Genomic DNA, 25547 nt, shown 5'->3' on the forward strand with positions numbered 1-25547 from the left:
CAGCCGGCCTATGACGGCTTCGGCGAGGACTGCGTGCCGTGCCGGACGGCGGAGGGCGGTCAGCCGAGTTCGGGTTCGGCGCGCACGAGGAGTTCAGGGGAGCCCGCGTGGTCCAGCTCCAGGATCACCACCTCGTTCTCGCCGGCCCGCAGCAGCGGCCACGGCAGGTACAGCGTGTGCTGCGGGCCCCTGTCCCAGTAGCGGCCGAGCAGGAAGCCGTTCACCCACACGTAGCCCTTGCCCCACCCGGGCAGCGCGAGGAAGCCGTCGCCGGGCTCGGCCACCGCCAGCGTGCCGCGGAAGAAGGCGGGCACCGGGGCGGCCGGCCCCTCCTCGTACGGCAGGGCCGGCAGCTCCTGCAGCGGGATCGGCGTGGCCGTCACGCCGTGCAGGTACTGCCTGTCGTGCATGAGCGGCGCCATCAGCCCCTTCCGCTCGCCGAGCGCGGGCCCGTAGTTGGTCCTGCCCATCGACTCGACCAGCAGCTCCAGACTGGCAGGGCCCGGCACCTCCAGCACCGGCTCCTCGCCGCCGCGCTCCAGCACCGCCGCCAGCTCGCCGTCCACGTACAGGTGGGCGCGGTCGTGCACTCCGCCCACCCGCAGCCGGTACGGCCCGCGCGGCCCCGGCACCTCGACCTGGTACAGCGCCAGGCCGTGGACCAGGCCGAGATCCTCGAACGACGGCGGCAGGGGAGAGGTCACCGAGGGTCCCGCCACCTGGTCGAGCACGTCGCGCAGCGCCGCCGACTCCACCAGCGGCACCACCGAGGGCGGCAGGGACGGCGGCAGCTCGGGAACGTCGGGCGGCGAGGGGTTGTAGCGGGACAGGATCTCGCGGAAGCGCCAGAACTTCTCCGTCGGCGCGCCGCGCTCGTCGATCGGAGCGTCGTAGTCGTAGGAGGTGGTGGTGGGCCGGTACTCGCCGTCGGCCAGCTCGCCGACCCTGTTCGCGCCCGCGGTGGTGCCGAAGTTGGTGCCGCCGTGCGCCATGTACAGGTTCACGGACGCGCCCGCGGCAAGGATCCGCTCCAGGCTGTCGGCCGCGTCGGCGGCGTCGCGGGTCACGTGCCCGTGCCCCCAGTGGTCGAACCACCCGCACCAGAACTCCATGCACATCAGCGGATCGTCCGGGCGGTGCTCGCGCAGCTTGGCGAAGGCGGCCTCGGGTTCCGAGCCGAAGTTCACGGTCGCCAGCACGCCGGGGACGGTGCCGCCGGTGAGGTAGAAGTCGCCGGCGCCGTCGGAGGTGAACAGGGGCACGTCGACGCCGTGCGCGATCAGGTCGTCGGCCAGGTGGCGCAGGTAGACCGCGTCGCTGCCGTAGGAGCCGTACTCGTTCTCGACCTGCACCATGATCACGTTGCCGCCCCTGGTGACCTGCCGGTCAGCGATCAGCGGGACGACCTCGTCGAAGAAGCGCTCGACGTGGGACAGGTACTCGGCGTCGCGGGTGCGCACCCTCGGGCCCAGCTCGGCGGTCAGCCACGAGGGCAGACCGCCGTTGTCCCACTCCGCGCAGATGTAGGGGCCGGGCCTGACGATCGCCAGCAGGCCCTCGTCCGCGGCGGCGTCGAGGAAGGCGGCCAGCTCGTCCAGCCTGCGGAACTCTCCCTTGCGGGGCTCGTGGAGGTCCCACGGCACGTAGGTCTCCACCGTGTTGAGACCCATCGCCCTGAGCGTTTTCAGCCGGTGGCCCCACTGTTCGGGCAGGACGCGGAAGTAGTGCAGGGCTCCCGACAGGATCCTGAACTCCTCGCCGTCCAGCAGGAAGGCGCCACCATCTATCGTGAAATATCGCATCTTGCCCCTTGAGATAGGATTCCGCGCGTAGCAGCTTGCCGATTCCGCAGCTCAGGGACCATGGACAAAGCTGGTCAAGTTGTTGGACGGAAGGGGGGATCGGGATGGCCGAGGACTTCCGGCGGTGGATGCACTACCTCACCCCCGGCCCCGCGCACCGCAGGCTCGGCCTCGTCTGTCTCGGCGTCGGCCATCTCGAGGGCCGGCTGCCCACGGTCGGCCCCCGCGCGCTCGACCACCACGTCGCCGTCGTCGTCACCCAGGGCAAGGGCTGGTTCTCCCACGCCGGAGGCCTGCCCGTCGAGGTCGTCGCCCCGTCGGTCCTCTGGCTGCTACCGGGCGTCAAGCACCACTACGCCCCGCACGACACCGGCTGGGTCGAGTGGTTCGTCGACTTCACAGGACCCGCCGCCACCGCCTACCAGGACCTCGGCTTCGTCGACGCGGCCACGCCCGTCACCCCGCTGACCACCGCCGAGCCCGCCGCCCACGCGATCGGCCGCATCGCGCAGGCCATCCGCAGAGGCGGGCCGTACCTGGAGGTCGAGACCTCCGCGCTGGTCCATGAGGTCCTCGTCACACTGCGGCACGCCAGGGCCGACGAGGACGCGGCGGGCGACCCCGTGCTGGCGGGCCTGGCCAGGGACGCCTGCCTGCCCATCTCAGTCGCCGAGCACGCCAAACGGCTGGGCATGACGGTCGGCGACCTGCGCGTGGTCGTGCGCCGCCTGGCGGGCTGCAGCCCCAAGGACTACCTGCTGTCGATCAGACTCAACCGGGCCAAGGACCTGCTGGCCGGTTCGGAGCTGCCTGTCGCGGCGATCGCCAGGCGGGTCGGATACGACGACCCCGCCTACTTCACCAGGATCTTCACCCGCAGGGCGGGACTACCGCCGAGCGAGTTCCGCGCTCAGCAACACGGCGGCCTCGTAGCCGCCGACCTTAGTTGAGTCTTATCCGGCACGTGATCAGATGGCATCCAGGTACTGTGCGCATTCCAGATGCGACAACAGAGGAGAGGCATGTGACCGCGTCGCAACGGCTACGCACCGCTAGTGTGGCGGTACCCTTGGTGACGACCTTGGCCAGGCTGGTGCTGGGCGGAGTGCTGATCGTGGCCGGCGGCCTGAAGATCGGCAGCATCTACAACTCCGTCCTGGCGGTCAAGGCCTACCGGCTGCTGCCCGACGCGCTCGCCCAGACCGTGGGTTACGGCCTGCCGATCGTGGAGATCGTCGTCGGCGTGCTGCTGGTGGTCGGCCTGCTCACCAGGGTGGCGGCGATCGTCGGCGGGCTGCTCATGCTGGCCTTCGTCTTCGGCATCGCATGGGCGTGGGCCAACGGGTTGCGGATCGACTGCGGCTGCTTCGGCGGCGGCGGCGAGCTCAAGGCGTGGGAGGAGCCGAGCTACCTGCTCGACATCATCCGCGACTTCGGCCTGGTGCTGCTGGCCGGATGGATCGTCCGCTTCCCGCCGGGGCGCTTCGCCCTGGACGCCGCCCTCGGGCTGGCGGGCAGGCACGGGGGCGACACTGATGACTTCGAAGGGGACGAGGATGAGTAAGGCCCAGCGGCAGCAGTCCGCCCGGGACAGGATCAAGGCGCAGCGTGAGACCGAGAAGAAGCAGGAGCAGCGCAAGCGCATCGCCACCTACATCAGCGTCGGTGTGGTCGCCGCGGCGGCGATCGGCGCCGGCTGGTTGTTCGCGGCCAACCAGAGCCAGTCCGAGCAGGCGAGCGCGAACCTGGCGCCCGTCACGCTCCAGAGCGACGGCACCGTGGCGATGGGCAACGCGGGCGTCACCGCCCCTGTCATCGACATCTACGAGGACTTCCAGTGCCCCGCCTGCAAGCAGCTGGAGGAGACCAGCGGCACGACGTTCAAGAACCTCGCCGCCGAGGGCAAGGCCAAGGTCGTCTACCACCCGCTCACGATCTTCCCGCCGCAGATGAACAGGGGCATCACCAGGGGCAACTCCGTGCGCGCAGGCGCCGCGGCCCGCTGCGTCACCGACGGCAAGCAGTGGATGGCCTACCACGACAAGCTCTTCGCGAACCAGCCCGACGAGACCGTCGAGGGCTTCAAGACCGCGGAGCTGGTCGAGCTGGGCAAGGAGGCGGGCGTCACCGCCCCTGACTTCGCGACCTGCGTGACCTCGCAGAAGCACGCCGATGCCTACGTCGCGGCCAGCGACAAGACCATCGCGGCCAACAGCCTGTCGGGAACGCCGACGGTCAAGCTCAACGGCAAGAAGATGGACCAGAACACCGCCTTCGTGCCCTCCGAGCTGCGCCAGGCCGTTCTTGATGCCGCCAAGTAGGCGCGGGTCCGCTACTCTCCACTGACATGCCCCTTGCCTCGATTCCCAGCCCCTCCCAGGGGGTCTGGTACCTCGGCCCGATCCCGATCAGGGCCTACGCGTTGTGCATCGTTCTGGGCGTCATCGTCGCGGTCTGGATCAGCGAGCGCCGCTGGCGGGCTCGTGGCGGAACGCCCGGCACGATCGTCGACATCGCCGTTCCCGCGGTGATCTTCGGCCTGATCGGTGGCCGCCTCTACCACGTCATCACCGACTGGCAGCTCTACTTCGGTGACCGGGCGCCCAACGAGCCGTACGAGGCGCTGTTCATCTGGAACGGCGGCCTCGGCATCTGGGGGGCGATCGCGCTCGGCGGCGTCGGCGTGTGGCTGGCCTGCCGCAAGAGGGGCCTTTCGCTGAGCGCGGTGGCCGACACCGTCGCGCCCGGCATCGCCTTCGCCCAGGCCATCGGCAGATGGGGCAACTACTTCAACCAGGAGCTGTTCGGCGGCCCCACGACGCTGCCGTGGGGCCTGGAGATCGAGCCGGGCAAGGCCGGCACGATCGAGGGCTACACCGGCCTGTACCACCCGACGTTCCTGTACGAGTCGCTGTGGAACGTCGTGCTCGGCTTCGTGCTGATCTGGGTGGGCAAGCGTTTCGCGCTGCGCCACGGCAGGCTGTTCGCGCTCTACGTGGCCGGCTACACCCTCGGCAGGTTCTGGATCGAAGGGCTGCGGGTCGACCCCGTCGGCGGCGTCGACCACGCCGTCCACTTCCTCGGCCTGCGGATCAACCAGTGGACCGCGCTCGTGCTGTTCATCGGGGCGCTGGTCTACTTCTGGGCGACCAGGAACAAGGACACCGAGGAGATCGTCGTCACGCCGTCGGCCGAGTCCGGCGGCGAACCTCCGGCCGAGTCCGGCAGCGAACCTCCCGCCGAGTCGCCTGCCGGGTCCTCCGGTGACGAGCAGGCCGCCGACGGCGACACGGATGACAACACCCCTGACGGGGAAGGGGACGGCCAGGCGCAGGCCGTACCGGAGGAAAAGAAGTCCTGATGAGCGGGCGCGCGGAGATCCATCACGAACATCGCGACGTCAACGGCGGATGGTTGCGGCCGTCGGTCTTCGGCGCGATGGACGGGCTGGTGTCCAACTTCGCGCTCATCGCCGGTGTCGCAGGCGGCACCGACGACACCAAGGTGATCGCGCTCGCCGGCGTCGCGGGGCTTGCCGCGGGCGCGTTCTCCATGGCAGGGGGCGAGTACGTCTCCGTGGCCAGCCAGCGCGAGCTGGCCCTCGCCGAGATCGACGTCGAGCGGCGGGAGATCGCGCGGCACCCGGATGCAGAGCAGGAGGAGCTCGCCCAGGGCTACATCGACAAGGGCGTCGACCCGGCGCTGGCCGCCGAGATCGCCAGGCAGATCTCCCTCGATCCGAGCCAGGCGCTGGAGGTGCACGCGCAGGCCGAGCTGGGAGTCACGCCCGCCGACCTGCCCGCGCCCAAGATCGCGGCGGTGTCGTCGTTCCTGTCCTTCAGCGTGGGCGCGATCCTGCCGCTGCTGCCCTACCTGTTCGGCGTCACGAGCCTGTGGCTGTCGGCGGTGCTGTCCTGCCTGGCGCTGTTCGCGGCGGGGGCGCTGGTCTCCACCGTCACCGCGCGCAGCTGGTGGTACTCGGGCCTGCGCCAGCTCGTCGTCGGCGTCGTGGCGGCGGGGCTCACCTTCGGGCTCGGCAACCTGATCGGAGGAACAGGCGGGCTGTGAGCACCAGGAAACGCCGAAGGACGCCTGCGTCCGACTGGAACCTGCCCATCCTCACCGACTGGGGGCTGAAGCCACGACAGCAGCGCCTGCTGGTGATCATCGCTTCCATCGCGGGCGTGCTCGTCGCGGCCGTCACGCTCACCACGGTGATCGCCGCGCTGGGCTCGGACGCGAGGTCCGACACCCAGCAGGCCGCCGGGCTGAGCCCGGAAGGGACGCGGCCGGAGAAGTTCGAGGGGTGGGCCTCGCCCAAGGTGTTCGCGCCCATCGCCGAGCGGGCCAAGGACGCCCAGCCCGTCACCGCCAAGGAGCTCTTCGCCGGCAAGACGCTCACCGGCGCGCACAAGGTCACGCTCAAGCTGGCCGAGAAGAGCGTCGACACCGACTGCTCGGCCGCGCTCTGGGGCGCGGAGCTCATCGCCCAGGTCGGCGACGCGGGCTGCTCCCAGGCCGCGCGAGCCGCCTACACCAGCACGGACGGCCGCTATCTCGCCCAGTTCACGCTGCTCAACCTGAACGACGCCAAGGTCGCGGGTGAGCTGGTCGAGTCGCTGAAGTCGCTGCACAGGGGCGGCTGGGTGCGCCCGCTCGCCCCCTTCCCCCCCGACGCCTACACCGAGGGCGGCGCCTACGCGCTCGGCCACTACGTCGCGCTGGTGTGGCTGTCGCGCGCCGACGGTGCCGAGCCCTCGCCCAGGGACGACTTCGCCAACCTCGCCCTCACCGTGCGGGCCGCCGAGAAGCCTCTGTTCAAGAGGGTCGTGGCGCTGACCGGCGCCTCCTAGGCTTGTTGACCATGTCTCGCCGCGTTCTCATCCCCGTCCTGGTCGCCCTCGTGGCGCTCGCCGCCGCCGCGGCCTTCGTCTTCCTGCGCGGCGACGGCCCGCGGCCCGCGCTCTTCGCCGGGGAGCGCACCTCGGCGCAGTACGCGGTCATCGACACCGCCGCGCTCGATCCCGGGCCGCTCACCGAGGCCGAGGTGCTCGGGCCCGCCACCGCGACGCTCTCCTCCGGCGGGGTCACCATGGCGCGCGGCCCGTCCGGCCTGCTGACCGACTGCGGCGAGGCGCTGTGGGGGGTGGCGGCCGACGGATGCACCCAGGTGCTGCGCGCCTCCTACACCAGCTCGGACGGCACGGTCGCGGGCGAGTTCTTCCTGTTCAACCTGAGTGACGGGCGGGCGGCCGACGCGCTGGTGTCCGCGCTGGGCACGAGCGGGTTCGTCCAGCAGGGAGCGGAGTTCGACGTCTCCCGTAGCAGGGCGCAGGCCAGGGCTCTCGGGCATTTCGTCACGGTGAGCTGGGTCGGCCCCGTCGGCGGCGGAAACCACGATCTGGCGCATCCGCAGGTCGCCCTCGACAGCCTCGGCCGTACGGTCGTCTCCGCCCGGGTCATCGCCGCCACCTGACACGTCCGCGGGTCAGCCGTTGAGCGCCGCCAGCGTCGCGGCGACGGCGGCGGGCAGCGACTCCAGGCGGTGGAGCGGCGCTTCCAGCACCGTGACCGACTCCGACCACGGGGCCGCCGCCCTGATGAGCGTGCGGGCGTCGTTCTTGGTCAGCGTCATCCCCCGAGCCGTCGCGGACGCGATCAGCCCCTCCCGCCAGGTGTTGGCCAGCTTCCCGTGCGCGTTGTCGAGGATGCGGCGCACCAGCCTGCCCTCCTCGTCGGAGGGCGGCGGCAGCCGTACCGCGTCCAGCGCGCCGTCGTCGACCGTGACCGCGTAGACGGTCGTGACCACCGGCAGCTCGCGCGGTGGCACGGCGAGCCGGACGCGCACGTGCGCGGCGCGGCCGGCCAGCAGCAGGCGGGGGAGCGCCGCCTCGAGCCCCGCGGGTACCGCGATCGCCACCTTCGACGGCGCGGACGCGTGCGGCTTGGCCAGCCAGGTGGACAGCTTGGCGCGCGGCTGGGGAAGGTCCTTCGGCCAGTCGCCGACGAGCAGGTCGGGCATGAAGTCCTGCTCCGCGTCGGGCCGCTCGCCGGCGGAGGGCGCGGACTCGATCGACTGCGGGCCGTGGGTGTAGATCGCGGTGGCGAGCTTGTCGACGCGGGCCGCTACGGCGGGGCGGGTCTTGGTCGTGGGCCGCAGGATGTACAGGTCGGCGGCGGAGCCGATCGCCTCCGCGCCGAAATAGCGGTTGAAGTCGGGATAGAGGGTCTCGTAGGTGAGGTTGAGCGCGGACAGCGCCTGCTGCACCTTCAGGGCGAGCATGGGGGTGCGCTCGCTGGCCCCGTACGCCAGCAGGATCCTGCCGTCGTCCTTCAGCCCCTCGACGGCCCGGCCGAGGAACAGGCCGACCCCCTCGGGCGTGTACGGCGGGTCGGTGACGGCCAGGTCGTGCTCGCGCGCCGACGCGGGCAGCCCGAGCCGAAGGTCGGCCCACCGCGTCACGACGCCGAGATCCTGGGCGTCGATGTAGGCCAGGATGCGCTCGTCGATGTCGACGACCGTCACCTCGCACTCGGGATGCACCAGCCGTATCGCCAGCGAGGTCAGGTCGTGGTCGCCGACGCACAGCACGCGCCCCCCCGGCAGCCAGAACCTGGCGCCGAGCAGCAGGGCGCGACGGACGACGGTCTCGGCGGTGGCGGAGACGTGGTCGAGCGCCTGCCTGGCCGCCGGCGCCTGCCCGATGAGGTCCCGCATGCGCTTGACCACGTGCTCGTAGTGGGGCAGCAGGTGGGCGACGGGGTCGGCGGGCGGCTCGCTGACCGCGAACAGGTCCTGGTAGTCGGGGGTGTGCAGGAGCGGCACGCGGAAGCGCTCGCCCTGCCGTTCGAGCCGGAGCTCGCGCAGGAGGGCCTCGATCGAGCGCCTGGACGTGGCGCTCTCCCTGACCAGGTCGGCCAGCGTCCACCACTGGGTGTCGCAGACGAGCATGAGGGCGTGGCGCAGCCGCCTGCTGTCGATCCCGGCGCTCGCCAGCAGGGCCTCCAGGCCGTCGCGTTCCATGAAGCAACCTTAGCCGTGGACGCCGGGCAGGGCCGTTCGTGATCGCCTCGCGAGGCGTCGCGGGAGATGCGGACAAAGGTGGGGAATGAGGGAAAGGTATCGGGTGTTGGGACAGGAGAGTCCGCATACCGGAATCTTGTGAATGTTCGCGATGTGGACCTGGTGGGCACTATTCCGGCAGGGTGCGATACCCTCTACCCACTGAATCGCAGCAGGGCCAACGTCGTCCCCGCCTGCAACACCAAAGCAGACGATGACGACGGGAGGGATTCAATGCCTGCTGCCCACCTCGGCTTCCCCGAGCCCCAGGGCCTCTACCACCCCGCCAACGAGCACGACGCCTGCGGCGTGGCCATGGTCGCGGACGTGAACGGGCGACGTGGTCACGGGATCGTCGTGAAGGCGCTGACGGCCCTGTGCAATCTCGACCACCGGGGAGCAAAGGGTAGCGAGCCGGACACCGGTGACGGTGCCGGGATCCTGACGCAGGTCCCGGACCTCTTCCTCAGGGCCGCCACCGACTTCGCCCTGCCCGAGCAGGGCCACTACGCCGTGGGCATGGGGTTCCTGCCCGTCGACGGCGAGGCACGCCAGGCCGCCGTGCGTCTCATCGAGGAGATCGCCGCGGAGGAGGGCCTGACGGTCCTCGGCTGGCGCGAGGTTCCCGTGGACACCTCGAACGCGGGCCCGAGCGCCCGCGCGGTCATGCCGTACTTCGGCCAGCTCTTCGTCTCGAGCCCGCGCGGCGAGAGCGGCCTCGAGCTGGACAGGCTCGCCTTCTGCCTGCGCAAGCGAGCCGAGCACGAGGCGGACGTCTACTTCCCCTCGCTGTCCAGCCGCACGATCGTGTACAAGGGCATGCTCACCCCGCTGCAGGTCGAGCCGTTCTTCCCCGACCTGTCCGACGAGCGCTACGACACCGCGATCGCGCTGGTGCACTCGCGCTTCTCGACCAACACCTTCCCGAGCTGGCCTCTCGCGCACCCCTACCGCTACATCGCCCACAACGGCGAGATCAACACGGTCAAGGGAAACCGCAACTGGATGCGCGCCCGCGAGGCCATGCTGGCCTCCGACCTCATCCCCGGCGACCTCGAGCGGCTCTTCCCGATCTGCGACCCTGACGGCTCCGACACCGCCTCCTTCGACGAGACGCTGGAGCTGCTGCACCTGGGCGGGCGCTCGCTGCCGCACGCGGTGCTGATGATGATCCCCGAGGCGTGGGAGAACCACACCGAGATGGACCCGGACCGCCGGGCCTTCTACGAGTTCCACTCCTCGATGATGGAGGCGTGGGACGGGCCCGCCTCGATCACCTTCACCGACGGCACGCTGGCCGGCGCGGTCCTCGACCGCAACGGGCTGCGCCCCGGCCGCTTCTGGGTGACCGCCGACGGCCTGGTCGTGCTGGCCTCCGAGGCCGGTGTGCTCGACTTCGCGCCCGAGGACGTCGTCCGCAAGGGCCGCCTGCAGCCGGGCCGCATGTTCCTCATCGACACCGCCCGCGGCAAGATCATCGAGGATGACGAGATCAAGGCCGAGCTGGCCTCCGCGCTCCCGTACGAGGACTGGCTGCACGCCGGCCTGGTGCGCTTCGAGGAACTGCCCGCCCGCGCCCACGAGATCCCCACTCACGAGGCGCTGGTCAAGCGGCAGCAGACCTTCGGCTACACCGAGGAAGAGCTGCGGATCATCCTGTCGCCGATGGCCACGAACGGCCAGGAGCCGATCGGGTCGATGGGCACCGACACGCCCGTCGCCGTGCTCAGCGAGAAGCCCCGGCTGCTGTTCGACTACTTCAGCCAGCTGTTCGCCCAGGTCACCAACCCGCCGCTGGACGCCATCCGCGAAGAGCTCGTCACCTCGCTGGCCAGCACGCTCGGCCCCGAGGGCAACCTGCTCGACCCTGGTCCCGCCTCGTGCAGGCAGCTCGTCCTGCCGTACCCGGTGATCGACAACGACGAGCTCGCCAAGATCATCCACATCAACGACGAGGGCCACCTGCCCGGCTTCCACCCCTACGTCGTCAGCGGCCTGTACGACGTGGCCGGCGGGGGCCAGGCGCTGCGCGACAGGCTCGCCGCCATCTGCGCCGAGGTCTCCGAGGCGATCGCGGGCGGCGCGCGCGTCATCGTGCTGTCCGACCGCGGCTTCTCCGAGCGGCTCGCGCCGATCCCGTCGCTGCTGCTGACCGGCGCGGTGCACCACCACCTCATCGCCGAGAAGACCCGCACCAAGATCGGCCTGGTGATCGAGACCGGCGAGGCGCGCGAGTGCCACCACATGGCCCTGCTCATCGGGTACGGCGCCGGCGCGGTCAACCCCTACCTCGCGATCGAGACCGTCGAGGACATGGTCGACACCGGCATGCTCCAGGTCGACAAGCACAAGGCCGTGCGCAACCTCATCAAGGCCTACGGCAAGGGCGTCATCAAGGTCATGTCCAAGATGGGCGTGTCCACGGTCGCCAGCTACACCGGCGCGCAGATCTTCGAGGCGCTCGGCCTGGGCGAGGAGGTCATCGACACCTGCTTCGTCGGCACCACCTCGCGCCTGGGCGGCGTCGGATTCGACGTCCTCGCCCAGGAGGCCGCCGCCCGTCACCGTCACGCCTACCCCCGCGCCGAGAACGCCCACCGGCGCCTCAACGTGGGCGGCGAGTACCAGTGGCGGCGCGAGGGCGAGCCGCACCTGTTCAACCCCGAGACGGTCTTCAAGCTGCAGCACGCCACGCGCAGCCGCCGCTACGAGATCTTCAAGGAGTACACCGACCTGGTCGACTCGCAGGCCGAGCGGCTGATGACGCTGCGCGGGCTGTTCAGGTTCGCCTCCGGCCGCACGCCGGTGCCGCTGGACGAGGTCGAGCCCGTGTCGGAGATCGTCAAGCGCTTCTCCACCGGCGCCATGTCCTACGGCTCCATCTCGATCGAGGCGCACGAGACGCTCGCCATCGCGATGAACAGGCTCGGCGGCAAGTCCAACACCGGCGAGGGCGGCGAGGAGCCCGCGCGCCTCTACGACCTCAACCGGCGCAGCGCCATCAAGCAGGTGGCCAGCGGACGCTTCGGCGTGACGAGCGAGTACCTGGTCAACGCCGACGACCTGCAGATCAAGATGGCCCAGGGAGCCAAGCCCGGCGAGGGCGGTCAGCTTCCCGGCCACAAGGTCTACCCGTGGATCGCCAAGACCAGGCACTCCACCCCCGGCGTCGGCCTGATCTCGCCGCCGCCGCACCACGACATCTACTCCATCGAGGACCTGGCCCAGCTCATCCACGACCTGAAGAACGCCAACCCGGCCTCCAGGGTCCACGTGAAGCTGGTGGCCGAGGTCGGCGTCGGCACGGTCGCCGCGGGCGTCTCCAAGGCGCACGCCGACGTCGTGCTGATCTCCGGCCACGACGGCGGCACCGGGGCCTCCCCGCTGACCTCGCTCAAGCACGCGGGCGCCCCCTGGGAGCTCGGCCTGGCCGAGACCCAGCAGACGCTGCTGCTGAACGGCCTGCGCGACCGCATCGTCGTCCAGGTCGACGGCCAGCTCAAGACCGGCCGCGACGTGGTCATCGCGGCCCTGCTCGGCGCCGAGGAGTACGGCTTCGCCACCGCTCCTCTGGTCGTCTCGGGCTGCGTCATGATGCGCGTCTGCCACCTCGACACCTGCCCCGTCGGCGTCGCCACCCAGAACCCCGAGCTGCGCAGCCGGTTCAGCGGCAAGCCGGAGTTCGTGGTGAACTTCTTCGAGTTCATCGCCGAGGAGATCCGCGAGTACCTGGCCGAGCTGGGCTTCCGCTCGCTCGACGAGGCGATCGGGCACGTCGAGCTGCTCGACATGAGCGCGGCCGAGGACCACTGGAAGGCCAACGGCCTCGACCTGTCGCCGATCCTGCACCGGCCCGAACTGCCCGAGGGGACGGCGCTGCGCCGTACCGTCGCGCAGGACCACGGCCTGGAGCACGCGCTCGACAACACGCTCATCGCCTTGGCGGAGGGCGCGCTGGAGCACGGCACCCCGGTCACGCTCGACCTGCCGATCCGCAACGTCAACCGCACCGTCGGCACCATGCTCGGCTACGAGGTGACCAAGCGGTACGGGGGCGCGGGCCTGCCGGACGACACGATCGACATCAGCTTCACCGGCTCGGCGGGCAACTCCTTCGGCGCGTTCGTGCCGCGAGGGGTGACGCTGCGGCTGACCGGCGACGCCAACGACTACCTCGGCAAGGGCCTGTCGGGCGGTCGGATCTCGGTGCGCCCGCACGACACCGCCCCGCTGGACGGCCACATCATTTCCGGAAATGTCACCCTTTACGGTGCGACATCCGGAGAGGTGTTCATCCGCGGCGTGGTGGGCGAGCGCTTCTGCGTCCGCAACTCCGGCGCCACCGCGGTCGTCGAGGGCGTGGGCGACCACGGCTGCGAGTACATGACGGGCGGCAAGGTCGTCGTGCTCGGCCAGACCGGGCGCAACTTCGCCGCCGGCATGTCGGGCGGCATCGCCTACCTGCTCGACCTGCGGGCCGAGCGGGTCAACCGCGAGATGGTCGCCATCGAGCCGCTGACCGACAAGGACGCGCAGTTCCTGCACGAGATCGTCGGCAGGCACTTCGAGGAGACGGGCTCGCCCGTCGCCAAGGAACTGCTGGCCGACTGGGACGGCGCGCTCACCAGGTTCGGCAAGGTCATGCCGACCGACTACAAGCGGGTGCTGCAGGCCGCCGAGGCCGCCCGCATCGAAGGCAGGGACATCGACGAGGCGGTCATGACCGCTGCGGTTCAGGGTTAAGGAGGCGCACCATGGCCGACCCCAAGGGTTTCCTCACGCACGACCGGGAGCTGCCCGCGCGCCGCCCCGTCGACGTCCGCATCCGCGACTGGCGGGAGGTCTACGAGGACTTCCCCGCGCCGAAGCTGACCAAGCAGGCCGCCCGCTGCATGGACTGCGGCATCCCCTTCTGTCACAACGGCTGCCCGCTCGGCAACCTCGTCCCCGAGTGGAACGACCTCGTCTACCGCCACGACTGGCGCGAGGCGATCGAGCGGCTGCACGCCACGAACAACTTTCCCGAGTTCACCGGCAGGCTGTGCCCCGCCCCGTGCGAGGCGGCCTGCGTCCTCGGCATCAACTCCGACCCGGTGGCGATCAAGCGGGTCGAGGTCGAGATCATCGACCACGCCTTCGCCGAAGGGTGGGTGACGCCGCAGCCCGCCGCCAGGAAGACCGGCAAGAAGGTCGCGGTCGTCGGCTCGGGCCCCGCGGGCCTGGCCGCCGCCCAGCAGCTCACCCGCGCAGGCCACGACGTCGTGGTCTTCGAGCGGGCCGACGCCATCGGCGGGCTGCTCCGCTACGGCATCCCCGAGTTCAAGATGGAGAAGCGCCACATCGACAGGCGCCTCGACCAGATGCGTGCCGAGGGCACCGAGTTCAGGACCTCGGTGAACGTCGGCGTCGACATCAGCGCCGCCCAGCTGCGCGAGGAGTTCGACGCGGTCGTCCTGTCGGGCGGCGCGACGGCCTGGCGGGACCTGGCGGTCGCCGGACGCGACCTCAAGGGCGTCCACCAGGCGATGGAGTACCTGCCGCCCGCCAACAAGGACTTCGAGAACTCCCCGATCAACGCCCGCGGCAAGCACGTCGTGGTGATCGGCGGCGGTGACACCGGAGCCGACTGCATCGGCACCGCGATCCGCCAGGGAGCCGCCTCGGTGACCCAGCTCGAGATCATGCCGCAGCCGCCTGCCGCCCGGCCAGGCTCGCAGCCGTGGCCGACGTTCCCCATCCTGTTCAAGATGGAGAGCGCGCACGAGGAGCTGTCCGACGGCGGCGGCGACAGGGTCTACGCGGTCTCCACGACGGAGTTCGCGGGCGACGCCGACGGCAACGTCAGGGCGCTGCGCCTGGTCGAGGTCGAGGGGCCGCAGTCGGGCTTCAAGCCGATCCCCGGCACCGAGCGGGAGATCCCGGCCGAGCTCGTCACGCTGTCGATGGGTTTCCTCGGGCCCGAGAAGGGCGCGCTGCTGCAGGACCTCGGCGTGAAGTACGACGCCAGGGGGAACGTGGCGCGCGACAAGACCTACATGACCAACGTCGACGGCGTCTTCGTCGCGGGGGACATGGGACGTGGCCAGTCGCTCATCGTCTGGGCCATCGCCGAGGGGCGGGCGGCCGCCTCGGGCGTGGACCGGTTCCTGACCGGCGAGACGGCGCTGCCGTACCCGATCCTGCCGACGGCACGCCCGCTGGTCTGACGATCGTTTCGTCGAGCGCCCGCCCGAGGACTCCTCGGGCGGGCGCCGCGCGTCTCGCGCGGCACGCCTCGCCCGATCCCTGACGTTCCGGACGCCAACCTCCTGACGTCCCCAAAGGACCTTCCAGGCTGTGCATAGTCTGCAAGCGTTGCAGGGTCTGCAAAGAATGCTTGATGATCGAACAGGGGTCCCTGACCCGGCACGGCCTCGGTCCGAACAAACCGGCGACCGGGGTGGCCCCCCCGATCGCCGGTCCCGTTCTCGGCGGCCACCTCACCGAGCACCTCGACCGGCGCCGGATCTTCTCCACCAACCTGCCGATGGGCGCCGTCGCCCTGGCCGTGGCGGCCACCGTGCTGCTGCGCCTGCCCCGCCCCGGCTCGGGTTCGCGCTGATCGGGGTGCCGCTCCGGGCATTCGCGTGGCGGCGAGGCGACGTTCCTACCGGCGTCTCCGTCTGGCTCGTGCCGATCCTGGCGATCTGCGCTGTTCTGTCGGCGTTCCCGCCCGCCACACGCCTCGGCGCGACCGAGGCCCCTCCTTCTCTACGGCATGCGGTGCCGCCGGCCATCGCTCACCGTCACTTTCTTGCAAAGGATGCGATAAATAGCGCAAAAGGGTGAATAAGTTGCAGACGGGGAATGGTGTCGAGAAGATGCTCCCCTCGTGTGCGTGTGGTGAGCGAAACGGGGGGTTTCAATGCGGCGAGTCACATACGGAATTCTGGTGGCGGCGATGGCGATACCGCTCGCCGCCTGCGGGTCCACCCAACCACGACTGGACTCCTCGCCCGGCACCGACTACCTGGTCTTCTACGCGGCGGGCGGCCAGGACAAGGCGCTGGAGGCGATCGAGACGAGCGGTGGGCGGCCATTGTCCACCGAGCCGAGGCTTGGGTACGTGGTGGCACACGGTGTGGTGGCCTCGTTCCTCGAAACACTGAGCAATGACAAGGCGATCGTGGGCATCTCCACCGACCGCCCGATCGGATTCACCTCGGCCGCGGTCCAGCAGCAATGGGCGGCCGCCCACCCCGAATGGGCAGGCGACCACGTGGACGCGCGCCGCCCGTCACTCCCCGAAGGACCTGCCGCGCGAACCGGGACGACCTCGACGGCGGCCGCGCCCGACGTGGCCGCGGGCAGGAAGAGCGCGAGCAGGAAGACAGCGGGCAAGAAGGCCCTCGAGCCGCTCGCCGCCAGGCAGTGGGACATGAAGATGATCGGCGCCGACCGCGCCAACACGATCGCGCCAGGTGACAAGAAGGTGCTCGTCGGCGTCATCGACACCGGCATCGACGGCAAGCACCCCGACATCGCGCCCAACTTCAACCGCGCGCTCAGCCGCAACTTCGTGACCGACCGGCCGAAGGACCCCAACGGCCAGCCGTTCGACGGGCCCTGCGAGGTAAGGACCTGCCAGGACCCCGTCGACGCCGACGACGACGGCCACGGCACCCACGTCGCCAGCACGATCGGCTCCCCGATCAACGGCAAGGGCATCGCCGGCGTCGCGCCCAACGTGCAACTGGTCAACATCAGAGCAGGCCAGGACTCGGGCATGTTCTTCCTCAAGCCCAGCCTCGACGCCCTCACCTACGCCGCCGACAACGGCATCGACGTGGTGAACATGAGCTACTACCTCGACCCCTGGCTGTTCAACTGCCCGAACAACAAGGCCGACAGCGAGCGCGAGCGACTGGAGCAGCGCGGCATCATCACCGGCATGCAGCGTGCCCTCGACTACGCGCGCAGCAAGGGCGTCACGCTCATCGCCGCGATCGGCAACGGCTCCACCGACCTCGGCCGCCCGCGCAAGGACGAGCAGAGCCCCGACTACCCCAAGAACACCGAGCGGACCCGCGCGATCGACAACTCCTGCCTCAACGTGCCGACGGAGTCGGAGGGCGTCATCGCGATCTCCGGGCTCGGCCCCTCCGGCCGCAAGGCGCTTTACTCCGACTACGGCGTCGAGCAGACGGACCTGTCCGCGCCCGGCGGCGACGTGCTCGACGGCGGCGGCGTCTCGACGAGCAGGTCCATCCTGGCGGCGGCGCCCACGGCCGTCATGCGCGCCACGAACAAGATCGACGCTGCGGGGCGGCCGAAGACGACAGAGGTCGTCCGTGACTGCCACGGCGGCCAGTGCTCCTACTACCAGTACCTCGACGGCACCTCCATGGCCGCGCCCCACGCCACGGGCGTGGCCGCGATCCTGATCAGCCGCTTCGGCAGGCCGGGCCCCGGCGGAACGTCCATGGACCCGGCGTCGGTGGAGCGCCTGCTGTACTCGAGCGCCACCCCGAAGGCCTGCCCGGTGCCGAGAGCCTACAAGTACCGGTACTTCGGCCAGGAGGAGACGCACGTCTGCGAGGGCGACACGGCCAAGAACGGGTTCTACGGCAGGGGAGTGATCAACGCCTACAAGGCGGCGACGATCGCGCCGTGAGCCATCCGGCATGAAAGGCCCGCCCGGCGGGCCAGGCGAGGTAGACATGGGGTGAAAGTTTCGGTTCCCGGCCCGGCGTCCACGAGGTCCACGCCACGGGCGATGTGACGGCGGCCCGCCGTCGCGCCCGAGTGGCGTCGACCAGGCGGACGCCGGCCGGTGACCCCAGAGGAGCTCACACGTGCCTGCCGTACTGGATGGGGTGCTGTACCGGCTGGTCGCGGATGCCGCGATGGTCGCGCACTTCCTGTTCCTCGCCTACATGGCGGCCGGCGGCTTCCTCGCCTGGCGGTGGCCGCGCACCCTCTGGGCGCACCTCGCGGTCGCCGGCTGGGGCGTGCTCTCCATCGTCACCGGCATCGAGTGCCCCCTGACCCTCGCCGAGGACTGGGGGCGCCGCCAGGCCGGCGTGGCGGGCCTGACACCCTCCGGATTCATCGACCACTACATCGAGGGCGTGATCTATCCGGAGGAATACACCAACCTGGTACGGCTCGCCGTGGCCGTCCTTGTGGTTACCTCCTGGGTCGGGTACCTGTGGAGACGTCGTCACCGGGATTTCTCCCGCGCGTGACTGCCAAGTGGTCTGTACCAATTAAGGTAGGACACGTGACTCGTCGCGCGAAAATCGTCTGTACCCTCGGTCCTGCCACTTCCTCGGCCGACCGGCTCAGAGAGCTGATCGGCGCAGGCATGGACGTTGCCCGCTTCAACCTCAGCCACGGCACCCACGAGCTGCACAAAGAGGTCTTCGACCGGGTGCGGGAGGTGGCGGCCGACCTCGGCCGGGGTGTAGGCGTGCTCGCCGACCTGCAGGGTCCCAAGATCCGCGTCGGCACGTTCGAGGAAGGCCCCGTCCGGCTCGGCTTCGGTGACGTCTTCACCATCACCACCGAGGACGTCCCCGGCGACCGCGAGCAGGTCTCCACCACCTACAAGGGGCTGCCCGCCGACGTGCGCGCCGGCGACACCATCCTCATCGACGACGGCCGCGTCGTCCTCGAGGTCACCCGCGTCGACGGCCAGCGCGTCACCACCCGCGTCGTCATCGGCGGGATGATCTCCGACAACAAGGGCCTCAACCTGCCGGGCGTCAATGTCAGCGCCCCCGCCCTCACCGACAAGGACGAGGCCGACCTGCGCTGGGCGCTGCGCACCGGGTTCGACATGATCGCCCTGTCGTTCGTGCGCCGCCCCTCCGACGCCGACGTCGTCCGCAACATCATGGAGCAGGAGGCCGTACGGCTCCCGCTGCTCGCCAAGATCGAGAAGCCCCAGGCCGTGGAGCGGCTCCCCGAGATCGTCGAGGCGTTCGACGGCATCATGGTCGCCCGCGGCGACCTCGGCGTCGAACTGCCCCTCGAAGAGGTGCCGATCGTCCAGCGGCGCATCATCGAACTGTGCCGCGAGAAGGCCCGCCCGGTCATCGTGGCCACGCAGATGCTCGACTCGATGATGAACGCCCCGCGCCCCACCCGGGCCGAGGCCTCCGACGTCGCCTACGCCGTCATGGACGGCGCCGACGCCGTCATGCTGTCCGGCGAGACCTCGGTCGGCACCTTCCCCATCGAGTCCGTCGCCACGATGGACCGCATCGCCCGCGCCGCGGAGAAGTCCTCCCTGCACGCCACCCACAGCCTCGACCGCCTCCCCGAGACCACCGGCGGCGCCATCGCCCGCGCCGCGGCCGAGGTCGGAGCGATCGTCGGCGCCAAGGCGCTGGTCGCGTTCACGATGTCGGGCGAGACGGCCCGCCGCCTGGCCCGCTACCGCTCGCCGATCCCGCTGCTGGCGTTCACCTCCGCGCCGCACGTGCGCGGCCAGCTGTCGCTGACGTGGGGGGTGGAGACGTTCCACGTGCCGTTCGTGCACCACACCGACGACATGGTCAGGCAGGTGGAGGCCTCACTGCTGTCCCTGGGACGGCTGGAGAAGGGCGACAAGGTCGTCATCGTGGCCGGTTCCCCTCCCGGAACCCCGGGCTCGACCAACGCCCTGCGCGTCCACACGATCGGCTCCGCCGTCTCCCACGCCCACTAGTGCCTCCTCCAGGGGGTTGAGAACCCCCTGGAACCTCGGTCGCACCCGAGCCGTCCGCGCCGCCGGCCCGGACGGCTCGCCGGTTCCCGGACCCCATCAGGGCGGCCTCCGGCGCGCTCGAACCTCGTCTCCGGTCCCCGACGAACGATCGGGCGCGCATCGGTTCAGGGATGTCGGCGGGCGAGTCGCCGATGAGCCGTCCGGCTGACCGTCGCCGACCGGGCCTGCCCGATCGGCGACAGCGCGGGTTCGGTCAGTCGTTGGCGTGCAGGGCCGCGTTCAGCTCGATGCCCGTTCCGGTACGCGGAACCGCCTCCACCGCCCCCGTCTGCGAGTTCCTGCGCAGCAGCAGCCCGCCGGCGCCGGACAGCTCCTTGCCCTTGACGACCCGCCCGTCAGGAAGCGCCACCTTGGTCCCGGCCGTCACGTACAGCCCGGCCTCCACCACGCAGTCGTCCCCGAGCGAGATGCCCACGCCGGCGTTGGCGCCCAGCAGGCAGCGCTCGCCGATCGAGATGACCTCCTTGCCGCCACCCGACAGCGTGCCCATGATCGACGCGCCGCCGCCCACGTCGGAGCCGTCGCCGACCACGACGCCCGCTGAGACGCGCCCTTCCACCATGGACGCGCCGAGCGTTCCCGCGTTGAAGTTCACGAAGCCCTCGTGCATGACCGTGGTGCCGGCGGCCAGGTGGGCGCCGAGCCGTACCCGGTCGGCGTCGGCCACGCGCACGCCGGAGGGCACCACGTAGTCGACCATCCGCGGGAACTTGTCCACGCCGTACACGGTCACCGTGCCCCTGGCGCGCAGCCGTACCCTCGTCTGCTCGAACCCCTCCACGGCGCACGGGCCGTGGTTGGTCCACACGACGTTGGCGAGCTTGCCGAACACGCCGTCCAGGTTCAGGCCGTGCGGGCGCACCAGACGGGCGGACAGCAGGTGCAGGCGAAGGTAGGCGTCGTGGGCGTCGGCGGGCGCCTCCGACAGCTTGGCGATGCCGGTACGCACGGCGACCACCTCGACCCCGCGGGCCTCGTCCTTGCCGATCAGCGCGGCGAGGTCACCGGCCTCCTCGGCGGACAGGCGCTGGGTGCCCACGGAGGGCGGCTCGCCCAGTTCGGGCGAAGGGAACCAGGTGTCGAGAACCGTGCCGTCGGCGGCAATGGTGGCAAGCCCGACGCCGTACGCGCCGGTGCTGGTGGGATCGATAGCAGTCACACGCCACAAAATACCGGAGGGTCAGATGGTGCCCAGGTCGGCCGACAGCCAGCGCTCCGGACGCATGTGGAACGTCACGAGCACGGAGAGGTTCGACTGGGCGACGTAGCCGTCGACGGCGTCCTCGTGCATGTAACGCCCGACGATCTTGGCCATCTCTTCGGGCGTGGTGGGATTGGAGGAGATGACGGGCCCCTCGACCGAGACGTAGCGGTAGGTCGGGATCGTCCTCTGCGCGAGGAGGGTGAACCGCCCCGCCTTCGCGACCAGCTGGGCTTTTCGCGAGTCGCCGTCGGTCAGGAAGGCCACCTCGCCGCCGGGCGTGTAGTGGTACCAGACCGGCACCGCCAGCGGCCCGCGCCCCTCCTCATCCTGTACGGCCAGCGCCCCGATGTGCGGCTCTGCCAGGAACGACTCACGGTCCAACACCATCAGCGCCATCCCCGCCCCCTCCAAAGGATCATGTACTGGAGAACATCCCCACCCAGCGCCATCCCAACCGAGACACCCCGGACCAGCGGCGCAACCCACCGACGATCAGGTGAACGCCCTCCTCATCGCCGCGCCCCCACGCCCCCCACGCACCTGTCCTGTCGTCGCTGCGATTCTCCGGTGAGTCCGTCGATCCTGCGGCGACTTCTTCGACTACGTGATGAGCGCGTCCCTGCGGCGACTTCTTCGACTACGTGATGAGCGCGTCGCTGCGGCGACCTCATCGACTACGTGATGAGCCCGTCCCTGCGGCGACCTCATCGACTACCTGATGAGCCCGACGATCCTGCGGTGACTTCATCGACTGCCTGGTGAGCCTGTCGGCCCTCCTGCGATCCCGTTGACTCCCCGGCGACCCGGACCCTCCGGTGAGTCTGTCGACCCTGCGGCAGGCCCCCGGAGGCCGGAGACCTCGATGCCCTCTCGCCTCCCGTGTAAGCCCGCAGGCCCTCGGCCCGCCTCGAACGTGGACACCAGGGCGCCCATGGGCGGCACAGGTTGAACCTCCGCCCACGTAGCCGAGCGAGAGTCGCGACGCCCCGCGGAGCCGGGGAGCGGTGCGGGACCTGCGGAGCGGTGCGGGACCTGCGGAGCGGTGCGGGACCTGCGGAGCGGTGCGGGACCTGCGGAGCGGTGCGGGACCTGCGGAGCGGTGCGGGACCCGCCGAACGGTGCCAGGCCTGCGGAGCGGCGTGAGAGCGCGGAATGCGCGGGAGCGCGATGGACGGAAGTCCGATGGACGGGCGCGCGGGCCTTGCCTCAAGACCCGAACTGGTGCAACTTGAGATATGTCGCGATATAGTCGCCGAATACATCAGATATATCGAAGAGAGGTGCCGTGAACACCATCACCCGCGCGCTGCGTTCCCGGCTGTTCGTCACCGGCGAGATCATCGAGGTCGAGCGCATCGCCCCCAGGATGCGCAGGCTGAGAATCGGCGGCGAGGCCGTCGCGGGACTCGCCTGGACGCCGGGACAGCACGTCCGCGTGCTCGTCCACGGCCCGCTGACCCTGCGCACGTACTCCGTCTGGCGGCACGACCCTGCATGGGAGTGCCTCGACCTCGTCGGATACGACCACGGCGGCGACTCGCCCGGCATGACCTGGGTCAGGACCGCCCGCCCCGGCCAGGAGGTCTCCTTCACCAGACCGGAGGGCAGGCTCACGTTACGGCAGGGCGCGCCGTACCACGTGTTCGCGGGGGAGGAGACGGCCGCGGTGGCCTTCGGGCCCATGCTGCGCGCCGTACCGGCCGGCGAGCCCGTCTTCGGCGCGGTGGAGGCCGAAGAGCCCGGCGACCACCTCGACCTGCCCGGCGACCTCGTCCAGGTGTGCAGGGGAGGCGCGTCCGCGGCGAACTCCGAGGCGCTGGTGAAGGCCGTCGCCGCGCTGGACCTGCCTGACACGCCGGGCGTCGCGTATCTGGCAGGGGAGGCCCGCACGATCCAGGCCGTCCGCGCGCACCTGGTCGACGAGCGCGGCTGGTCACGTGGAGACGTCGTCACCAAGCCGTTCTGGACACCCGGCAGGAAGGGCATGGACTAGCGCGTCGGCGTGCCGGGCGACGTGCTCGGCGTCGGCGAGGTAGAGCGTGTGGTGCCCGTCGGCCAGGTGTCTCGCGAAGGCGGCCTCGCCCGCGGACGCCTTCGCGCGCATGAGGTCGACCAGGGCGTGCAACCGTTCGCGGACCATGAGCGGAAGGCCGGGCCTGTCGGCCGCCGCCAGGCCGTACGCGTCGCAGAAGATCCGCAACCGCCGCGACTGCTCGCCCAGGTCGCCGTCGGCGCTCAGCGGGACGAACCGGTAGGCCGCGTACGCCACGTCCGACAGCCGCGGCCCTGGATGGGCGGTGTCGAAGTCGATGAACGCCACCGGCAGCCCGTTGCGGAACACCGTGTTGTACGGCGCGACGTCGCCATGGCAGATCACCTCGGCGGGCTCGCGCGGCGGCAGGTACCAGGGGCCCTGCGAGCCGAACCCCTCGGTCGCGTCGTGGTATTCGCGCAGCATCACGCCGACCCGCCGCAACGTCGCCTCGCTCCACGCGTGGTCGGGCTCCGGGTGGTGGGCCACCTCGCCGGGGACGAAGTCGAGGATCTCCCGCCCCTGCGCGTCGAACCCGTGAGGGCGCGGAGCGCCGCCGAACCCGGCCGCCGCCACGTGCTCGAGCAGGCGGTGGACCGTCGGCGTCCACGGCCCCACCGGCCTGCGCACCGTCGGCCCCACCCGGCTCACCTGGTTGACCCCGCCGCCCGCGAGCGGCTCCTCGATCCTGTCTGCCGGCTCGGCCATCGCGCACCCCTCGCTCCATGCCTGCTCGGCCATCTGCCGCGCGATCTCCGCCACGCCCGGGCCCACCGGTCTCCACCCTCGCCATCCGGTCCCTGGCATGCTGCCACAGCCACCAGCGGCACCGGCGCCGTCACAGCGGTGCCGAGGGCGGGCGGGCGCCGCCTGGCGCAGGCCACGCGGGCGCCGCAGGCGAGGCGGCCATCCAGGCCCGCCCCCGGTCTCGCGTACGGCGAGCCGCCCCGGGTGCTCTCATCGGTGGGCCGTGGCCAGGACCGTCGTCCGTGGCCGCCCTCCGCTCTGGGTGACCAGGGGCGTCCTCCACGACGGTGTCGGTGCCGCCGAGCCTGCGACGACCAGGCTCGGCGTGGCCGCGCCACTCCACCTGGAGCGGATCGAGCGCGTCGCCGCAGAGCCCGGGGATGTCACGCGACTCGTTCGTGAAGTGGCGGCGGCGGGTACCAGCGGACGCCGCCGGGCAGCGCTCGCCTGACCCTGTTCATGCTGCGACAGCCGTCCGCCGCCCAGCCGGCCGAGGCGACCTTCGAGTTCGGTCTGCAGGCCGTCCCCCGTACGAAGCGCTCCGGGTGCGCCTCGACGGCCGACCTCTGCCAGGAGCCGAGCGTGATGGGACGCCGGTGCTTGACGCCGAGCCCGTGCCGGGGGAACAGGCACGCCCAGTGCGTGGACTGGCTCGTGACCTCGGTGCAGCCCCTTCGCGTGCGGCGGTTGACCGTCGAGGTCGGCATGACCAGCGACATGACGGTGGCCGTCTCCTCGATCACGCCTGGCCGGTCGGCCGCGCGGTAGATCGACAGCCGGTAGACCCGTTTGCGGCCCTGCACAAGGTGTCCGTCGCCCAGGTAGAGGCCGAGCGACTGCGCGTAGGCGTCGTGTGCAGCGGCGTGCCGTGACATCGCGGGCAGCCACGGTGCCGTCGTAGGTCGGCCTCGTCATGGGCCCGCCGCGCGCCCGTACGCCCCTTCCTGACCGCGCCGAGGGAGACGCCGCATCGTGCGGCGACCACCCACTCAGGCCCTGGGAGGACAGGGAGAGCGCTTGATCAACGGTTTCGCGAGGACGCATGCGCTCAGCATGACGACCGTCACCGACAGTTTCGGTGTCGTCGCTCTGTGGATCCGCCCTACCGGAGGGCTGGGCGGTGAGAGTGCCCCGAGTGGGATTCGAACCCACACTCGATGGTGTTTGAGACCATTTCCTCTGCCGTTGGGATATCGGGGCATTTTTCGGACTTGTCCGGTTCTGGCCCCCAGAGTCTACCTGCCATGGTGGATCAGCTCCGGGCGCCAGCGTGGATCTAATCTAGCGGACGTCGGTAGTCTTCTGCTCGTGAGTACGCAGCGGCGAGTGGTGATCGCGGAAGACGAGGCACTGATCCGCCTCGACCTCAAGGAGATGCTCCAGGAGGACGGCTACGTCGTCGTGGGCGAGGCCGGTGACGGCGAGCACGCGATCAAGCTGGCCACCGAGCTCCGTCCCGATCTGGTGATCCTCGACGTCAAGATGCCCATCCTCGACGGCATCTCCGCCGCCGAGCGCATCGTCGCGGACAGGATCGCCCCCTGCCTCATCCTCACCGCCTTCTCGCAGCGTGACCTGGTGGAGCGGGCGCGTGACGCGGGCGCCATGGCGTACCTGGTCAAGCCGTTCACCAAGGCGGATCTCGTCCCGGCGATCGAGATGGCGGTCAGCAGGCACGAGGAGATGGTCGCGCTGGCGGCCGAGGTGTCGTCGCTGTCAGGCCGGCTGGAGACCCGCAAGCTGGTCGAGCGGGCCAAGGGCCTGTTGATGGCCCAGCACGGCTGGAGCGAGCCGCAGGCGTTCAGGTGGATCCAGAAGGCCTCGATGGACCGTAGGTTGAGCATGCGCGAGGTGGCGCAGATCGTCGTGGACGACGCGACGAAGCAGAGCTGAGCAATCAGCGGGATTCCGATCACTCAGGGTCGCGTCGGCTGACCGATTTCACA

General features: G+C 70.6%; 21 protein-coding genes and 1 tRNA gene. 15 read left to right on the forward strand and 7 right to left on the reverse strand.

All coding sequences use genetic code 11. The features are described from left to right. Positions 1–59 precede the first annotated feature (59 nt). Positions 60–1802 (reverse strand): glycoside hydrolase family 35 protein, encoded by a 1743-nt coding sequence (locus AC3EO4_RS02405; RefSeq protein WP_431893361.1) that lies wholly within the window; start codon positions 1800–1802, stop codon positions 60–62. Positions 1803–1906: 104 nt separating this feature from the next. On the opposite strand from AC3EO4_RS02405, the gene AC3EO4_RS02410 reads away from it, so the two are divergent. From AC3EO4_RS02410 to AC3EO4_RS02440, 7 genes are all read left to right on the forward strand, one after another. After that, positions 1907–2752: a helix-turn-helix transcriptional regulator gene (locus AC3EO4_RS02410; RefSeq protein WP_379579168.1), complete on the forward strand. Its 846-nt coding sequence runs from the start codon at positions 1907–1909 to the stop codon at positions 2750–2752. 122 nt (positions 2753–2874) lie between these two features. After that, on the forward strand, positions 2875–3366 hold the full coding sequence (locus AC3EO4_RS02415; protein ID WP_379580247.1) for a MauE/DoxX family redox-associated membrane protein: 492 nt from the start codon (positions 2875–2877) through the stop codon (positions 3364–3366). Next, a complete protein-coding gene (locus tag AC3EO4_RS02420; RefSeq protein ID WP_379579167.1) occupies positions 3359–4123 on the forward strand; it encodes a DsbA family protein in 765 nt (254 codons plus the stop codon). The genes AC3EO4_RS02415 and AC3EO4_RS02420 overlap by 8 nt, the downstream gene beginning before the upstream one ends. 26 nt (positions 4124–4149) lie before the next feature. Beyond that, on the forward strand, positions 4150–5163 hold the full coding sequence (gene lgt / locus AC3EO4_RS02425; RefSeq protein ID WP_431893365.1) for a prolipoprotein diacylglyceryl transferase: 1014 nt from the start codon (positions 4150–4152) through the stop codon (positions 5161–5163). Further along, a complete protein-coding gene (locus AC3EO4_RS02430) occupies positions 5163–5870 on the forward strand; it encodes a VIT1/CCC1 transporter family protein (protein WP_431893367.1) in 708 nt (235 codons plus the stop codon). Before lgt ends, AC3EO4_RS02430 begins: the two co-directional genes overlap by 1 nt. Beyond that, the gene (locus AC3EO4_RS02435; RefSeq protein ID WP_379579160.1) at positions 5867–6655 is read left to right on the forward strand and encodes a hypothetical protein; all 789 of its coding nucleotides are present in this window, start codon (positions 5867–5869) and stop codon (positions 6653–6655) included. Before AC3EO4_RS02430 ends, AC3EO4_RS02435 begins: the two co-directional genes overlap by 4 nt. Before the next feature lie 11 nt (positions 6656–6666). Next, positions 6667–7278, forward strand: coding sequence for a hypothetical protein (locus tag AC3EO4_RS02440; protein ID WP_431893370.1), 612 nt, complete (start codon positions 6667–6669; stop codon positions 7276–7278). A 12-nt stretch (positions 7279–7290) separates the two neighbouring features. Here AC3EO4_RS02440 and AC3EO4_RS02445 read toward each other — a convergent pair whose 3' ends face one another. Continuing rightward, positions 7291–8826 carry a bis-aminopropyl spermidine synthase family protein gene (locus tag AC3EO4_RS02445; RefSeq protein ID WP_431893373.1) on the reverse strand — a complete coding sequence of 512 codons (1536 nt, stop codon included), beginning with the start codon at positions 8824–8826 and terminating at the stop codon, positions 7291–7293. A 273-nt stretch (positions 8827–9099) separates the two neighbouring features. Here AC3EO4_RS02445 and gltB point away from each other — a divergent pair, with 273 nt between their 5' ends. The 6 genes from gltB to pyk all read left to right on the forward strand — a co-directional run bounded on the left by gltB (position 9100) and on the right by pyk (position 19558). Continuing rightward, positions 9100–13608 (forward strand): glutamate synthase large subunit, encoded by a 4509-nt coding sequence (gltB, locus tag AC3EO4_RS02450; protein WP_431893376.1) that lies wholly within the window; start codon positions 9100–9102, stop codon positions 13606–13608. A gap of 11 nt (positions 13609–13619) precedes the next feature. After that, positions 13620–15071 (forward strand): glutamate synthase subunit beta, encoded by a 1452-nt coding sequence (locus AC3EO4_RS02455; protein ID WP_431893379.1) that lies wholly within the window; start codon positions 13620–13622, stop codon positions 15069–15071. A gap of 173 nt (positions 15072–15244) precedes the next feature. Then, positions 15245–15466, forward strand: coding sequence for a hypothetical protein (locus AC3EO4_RS02460; RefSeq protein ID WP_431893381.1), 222 nt, complete (start codon positions 15245–15247; stop codon positions 15464–15466). Between the two features lie 339 nt (positions 15467–15805). Beyond that, positions 15806–17518, forward strand: a complete 1713-nt coding sequence (locus tag AC3EO4_RS02465) for a S8 family peptidase (protein WP_431893383.1) — start codon at positions 15806–15808, stop codon at positions 17516–17518. A gap of 181 nt (positions 17519–17699) precedes the next feature. Continuing rightward, entirely contained in the window at positions 17700–18092 is a 393-nt protein-coding gene (locus AC3EO4_RS02470; RefSeq protein ID WP_379579147.1) for a DUF2784 domain-containing protein, read from the forward strand. 35 nt (positions 18093–18127) lie between these two features. Continuing rightward, complete coding sequence (gene pyk, locus AC3EO4_RS02475) at positions 18128–19558, forward strand: pyruvate kinase (protein ID WP_379579145.1); 1431 nt, start codon at positions 18128–18130, stop codon at positions 19556–19558. A gap of 253 nt (positions 19559–19811) precedes the next feature. Here pyk and dapD read toward each other — a convergent pair whose 3' ends face one another. Together dapD and AC3EO4_RS02485 are read right to left on the reverse strand one after the other, a co-directional pair. Further along, positions 19812–20777 (reverse strand): 2,3,4,5-tetrahydropyridine-2,6-dicarboxylate N-succinyltransferase, encoded by a 966-nt coding sequence (gene dapD / locus AC3EO4_RS02480; RefSeq protein WP_431893387.1) that lies wholly within the window; start codon positions 20775–20777, stop codon positions 19812–19814. 21 nt (positions 20778–20798) lie between these two features. Continuing rightward, positions 20799–21209 carry a pyridoxamine 5'-phosphate oxidase family protein gene (locus AC3EO4_RS02485; RefSeq protein ID WP_431893389.1) on the reverse strand — a complete coding sequence of 137 codons (411 nt, stop codon included), beginning with the start codon at positions 21207–21209 and terminating at the stop codon, positions 20799–20801. Between the two features lie 898 nt (positions 21210–22107). On the opposite strand from AC3EO4_RS02485, the gene AC3EO4_RS02490 reads away from it, so the two are divergent. Next, positions 22108–22815, forward strand: a complete 708-nt coding sequence (locus AC3EO4_RS02490; RefSeq protein ID WP_379579139.1) for a siderophore-interacting protein — start codon at positions 22108–22110, stop codon at positions 22813–22815. Here the strand turns inward: AC3EO4_RS02490 and AC3EO4_RS02495 are convergent. From AC3EO4_RS02495 to AC3EO4_RS02505, 3 genes are all read right to left on the reverse strand, one after another. Further along, entirely contained in the window at positions 22756–23628 is an 873-nt protein-coding gene (locus AC3EO4_RS02495) for a phosphotransferase enzyme family protein (RefSeq protein WP_431893392.1), read from the reverse strand. The genes AC3EO4_RS02490 and AC3EO4_RS02495 overlap by 60 nt on opposite strands. 356 nt (positions 23629–23984) lie before the next feature. After that, the gene (locus AC3EO4_RS02500) at positions 23985–24476 is read right to left on the reverse strand and encodes a hypothetical protein (protein WP_431893394.1); all 492 of its coding nucleotides are present in this window, start codon (positions 24474–24476) and stop codon (positions 23985–23987) included. A gap of 252 nt (positions 24477–24728) precedes the next feature. Beyond that, a tRNA-Leu gene (locus tag AC3EO4_RS02505) sits at positions 24729–24801 on the reverse strand. A gap of 108 nt (positions 24802–24909) precedes the next feature. On the opposite strand from AC3EO4_RS02505, the gene AC3EO4_RS02510 reads away from it, so the two are divergent. Beyond that, on the forward strand, positions 24910–25494 hold the full coding sequence (locus tag AC3EO4_RS02510; protein WP_379579134.1) for an ANTAR domain-containing response regulator: 585 nt from the start codon (positions 24910–24912) through the stop codon (positions 25492–25494). Positions 25495–25547: the final 53 nt, after the last annotated feature.

Source organism: Nonomuraea sp. bgisy101 (assembly GCF_057708945.1).

Excerpts from the sequence above, each read along its gene's own strand:
- AC3EO4_RS02405 (WP_431893361.1), bottom strand. The coding sequence starts at position 1,802 with ATGCGATATTTCACGATAGATGGTGGCGCCTTCCTGCTGGACGGCGAG.
- AC3EO4_RS02410 (WP_379579168.1), top strand. The coding sequence starts at position 1,907 with ATGGCCGAGGACTTCCGGCGGTGGATGCACTACCTCACCCCCGGCCCC.
- AC3EO4_RS02420 (WP_379579167.1), top strand. The coding sequence starts at position 3,359 with ATGAGTAAGGCCCAGCGGCAGCAGTCCGCCCGGGACAGGATCAAGGCG.
- lgt (WP_431893365.1), top strand. The coding sequence starts at position 4,150 with ATGCCCCTTGCCTCGATTCCCAGCCCCTCCCAGGGGGTCTGGTACCTC.
- AC3EO4_RS02430 (WP_431893367.1), top strand. The coding sequence starts at position 5,163 with ATGAGCGGGCGCGCGGAGATCCATCACGAACATCGCGACGTCAACGGC.
- AC3EO4_RS02440 (WP_431893370.1), top strand. The coding sequence starts at position 6,667 with ATGTCTCGCCGCGTTCTCATCCCCGTCCTGGTCGCCCTCGTGGCGCTC.
- AC3EO4_RS02445 (WP_431893373.1), bottom strand. The coding sequence starts at position 8,826 with ATGGAACGCGACGGCCTGGAGGCCCTGCTGGCGAGCGCCGGGATCGAC.
- gltB (WP_431893376.1), top strand. The coding sequence starts at position 9,100 with ATGCCTGCTGCCCACCTCGGCTTCCCCGAGCCCCAGGGCCTCTACCAC.
- AC3EO4_RS02455 (WP_431893379.1), top strand. The coding sequence starts at position 13,620 with ATGGCCGACCCCAAGGGTTTCCTCACGCACGACCGGGAGCTGCCCGCG.
- AC3EO4_RS02460 (WP_431893381.1), top strand. The coding sequence starts at position 15,245 with ATGATCGAACAGGGGTCCCTGACCCGGCACGGCCTCGGTCCGAACAAA.
- AC3EO4_RS02465 (WP_431893383.1), top strand. The coding sequence starts at position 15,806 with ATGGCGATACCGCTCGCCGCCTGCGGGTCCACCCAACCACGACTGGAC.
- AC3EO4_RS02485 (WP_431893389.1), bottom strand. The coding sequence starts at position 21,209 with ATGGTGTTGGACCGTGAGTCGTTCCTGGCAGAGCCGCACATCGGGGCG.
- AC3EO4_RS02500 (WP_431893394.1), bottom strand. The coding sequence starts at position 24,476 with ATGTCACGGCACGCCGCTGCACACGACGCCTACGCGCAGTCGCTCGGC.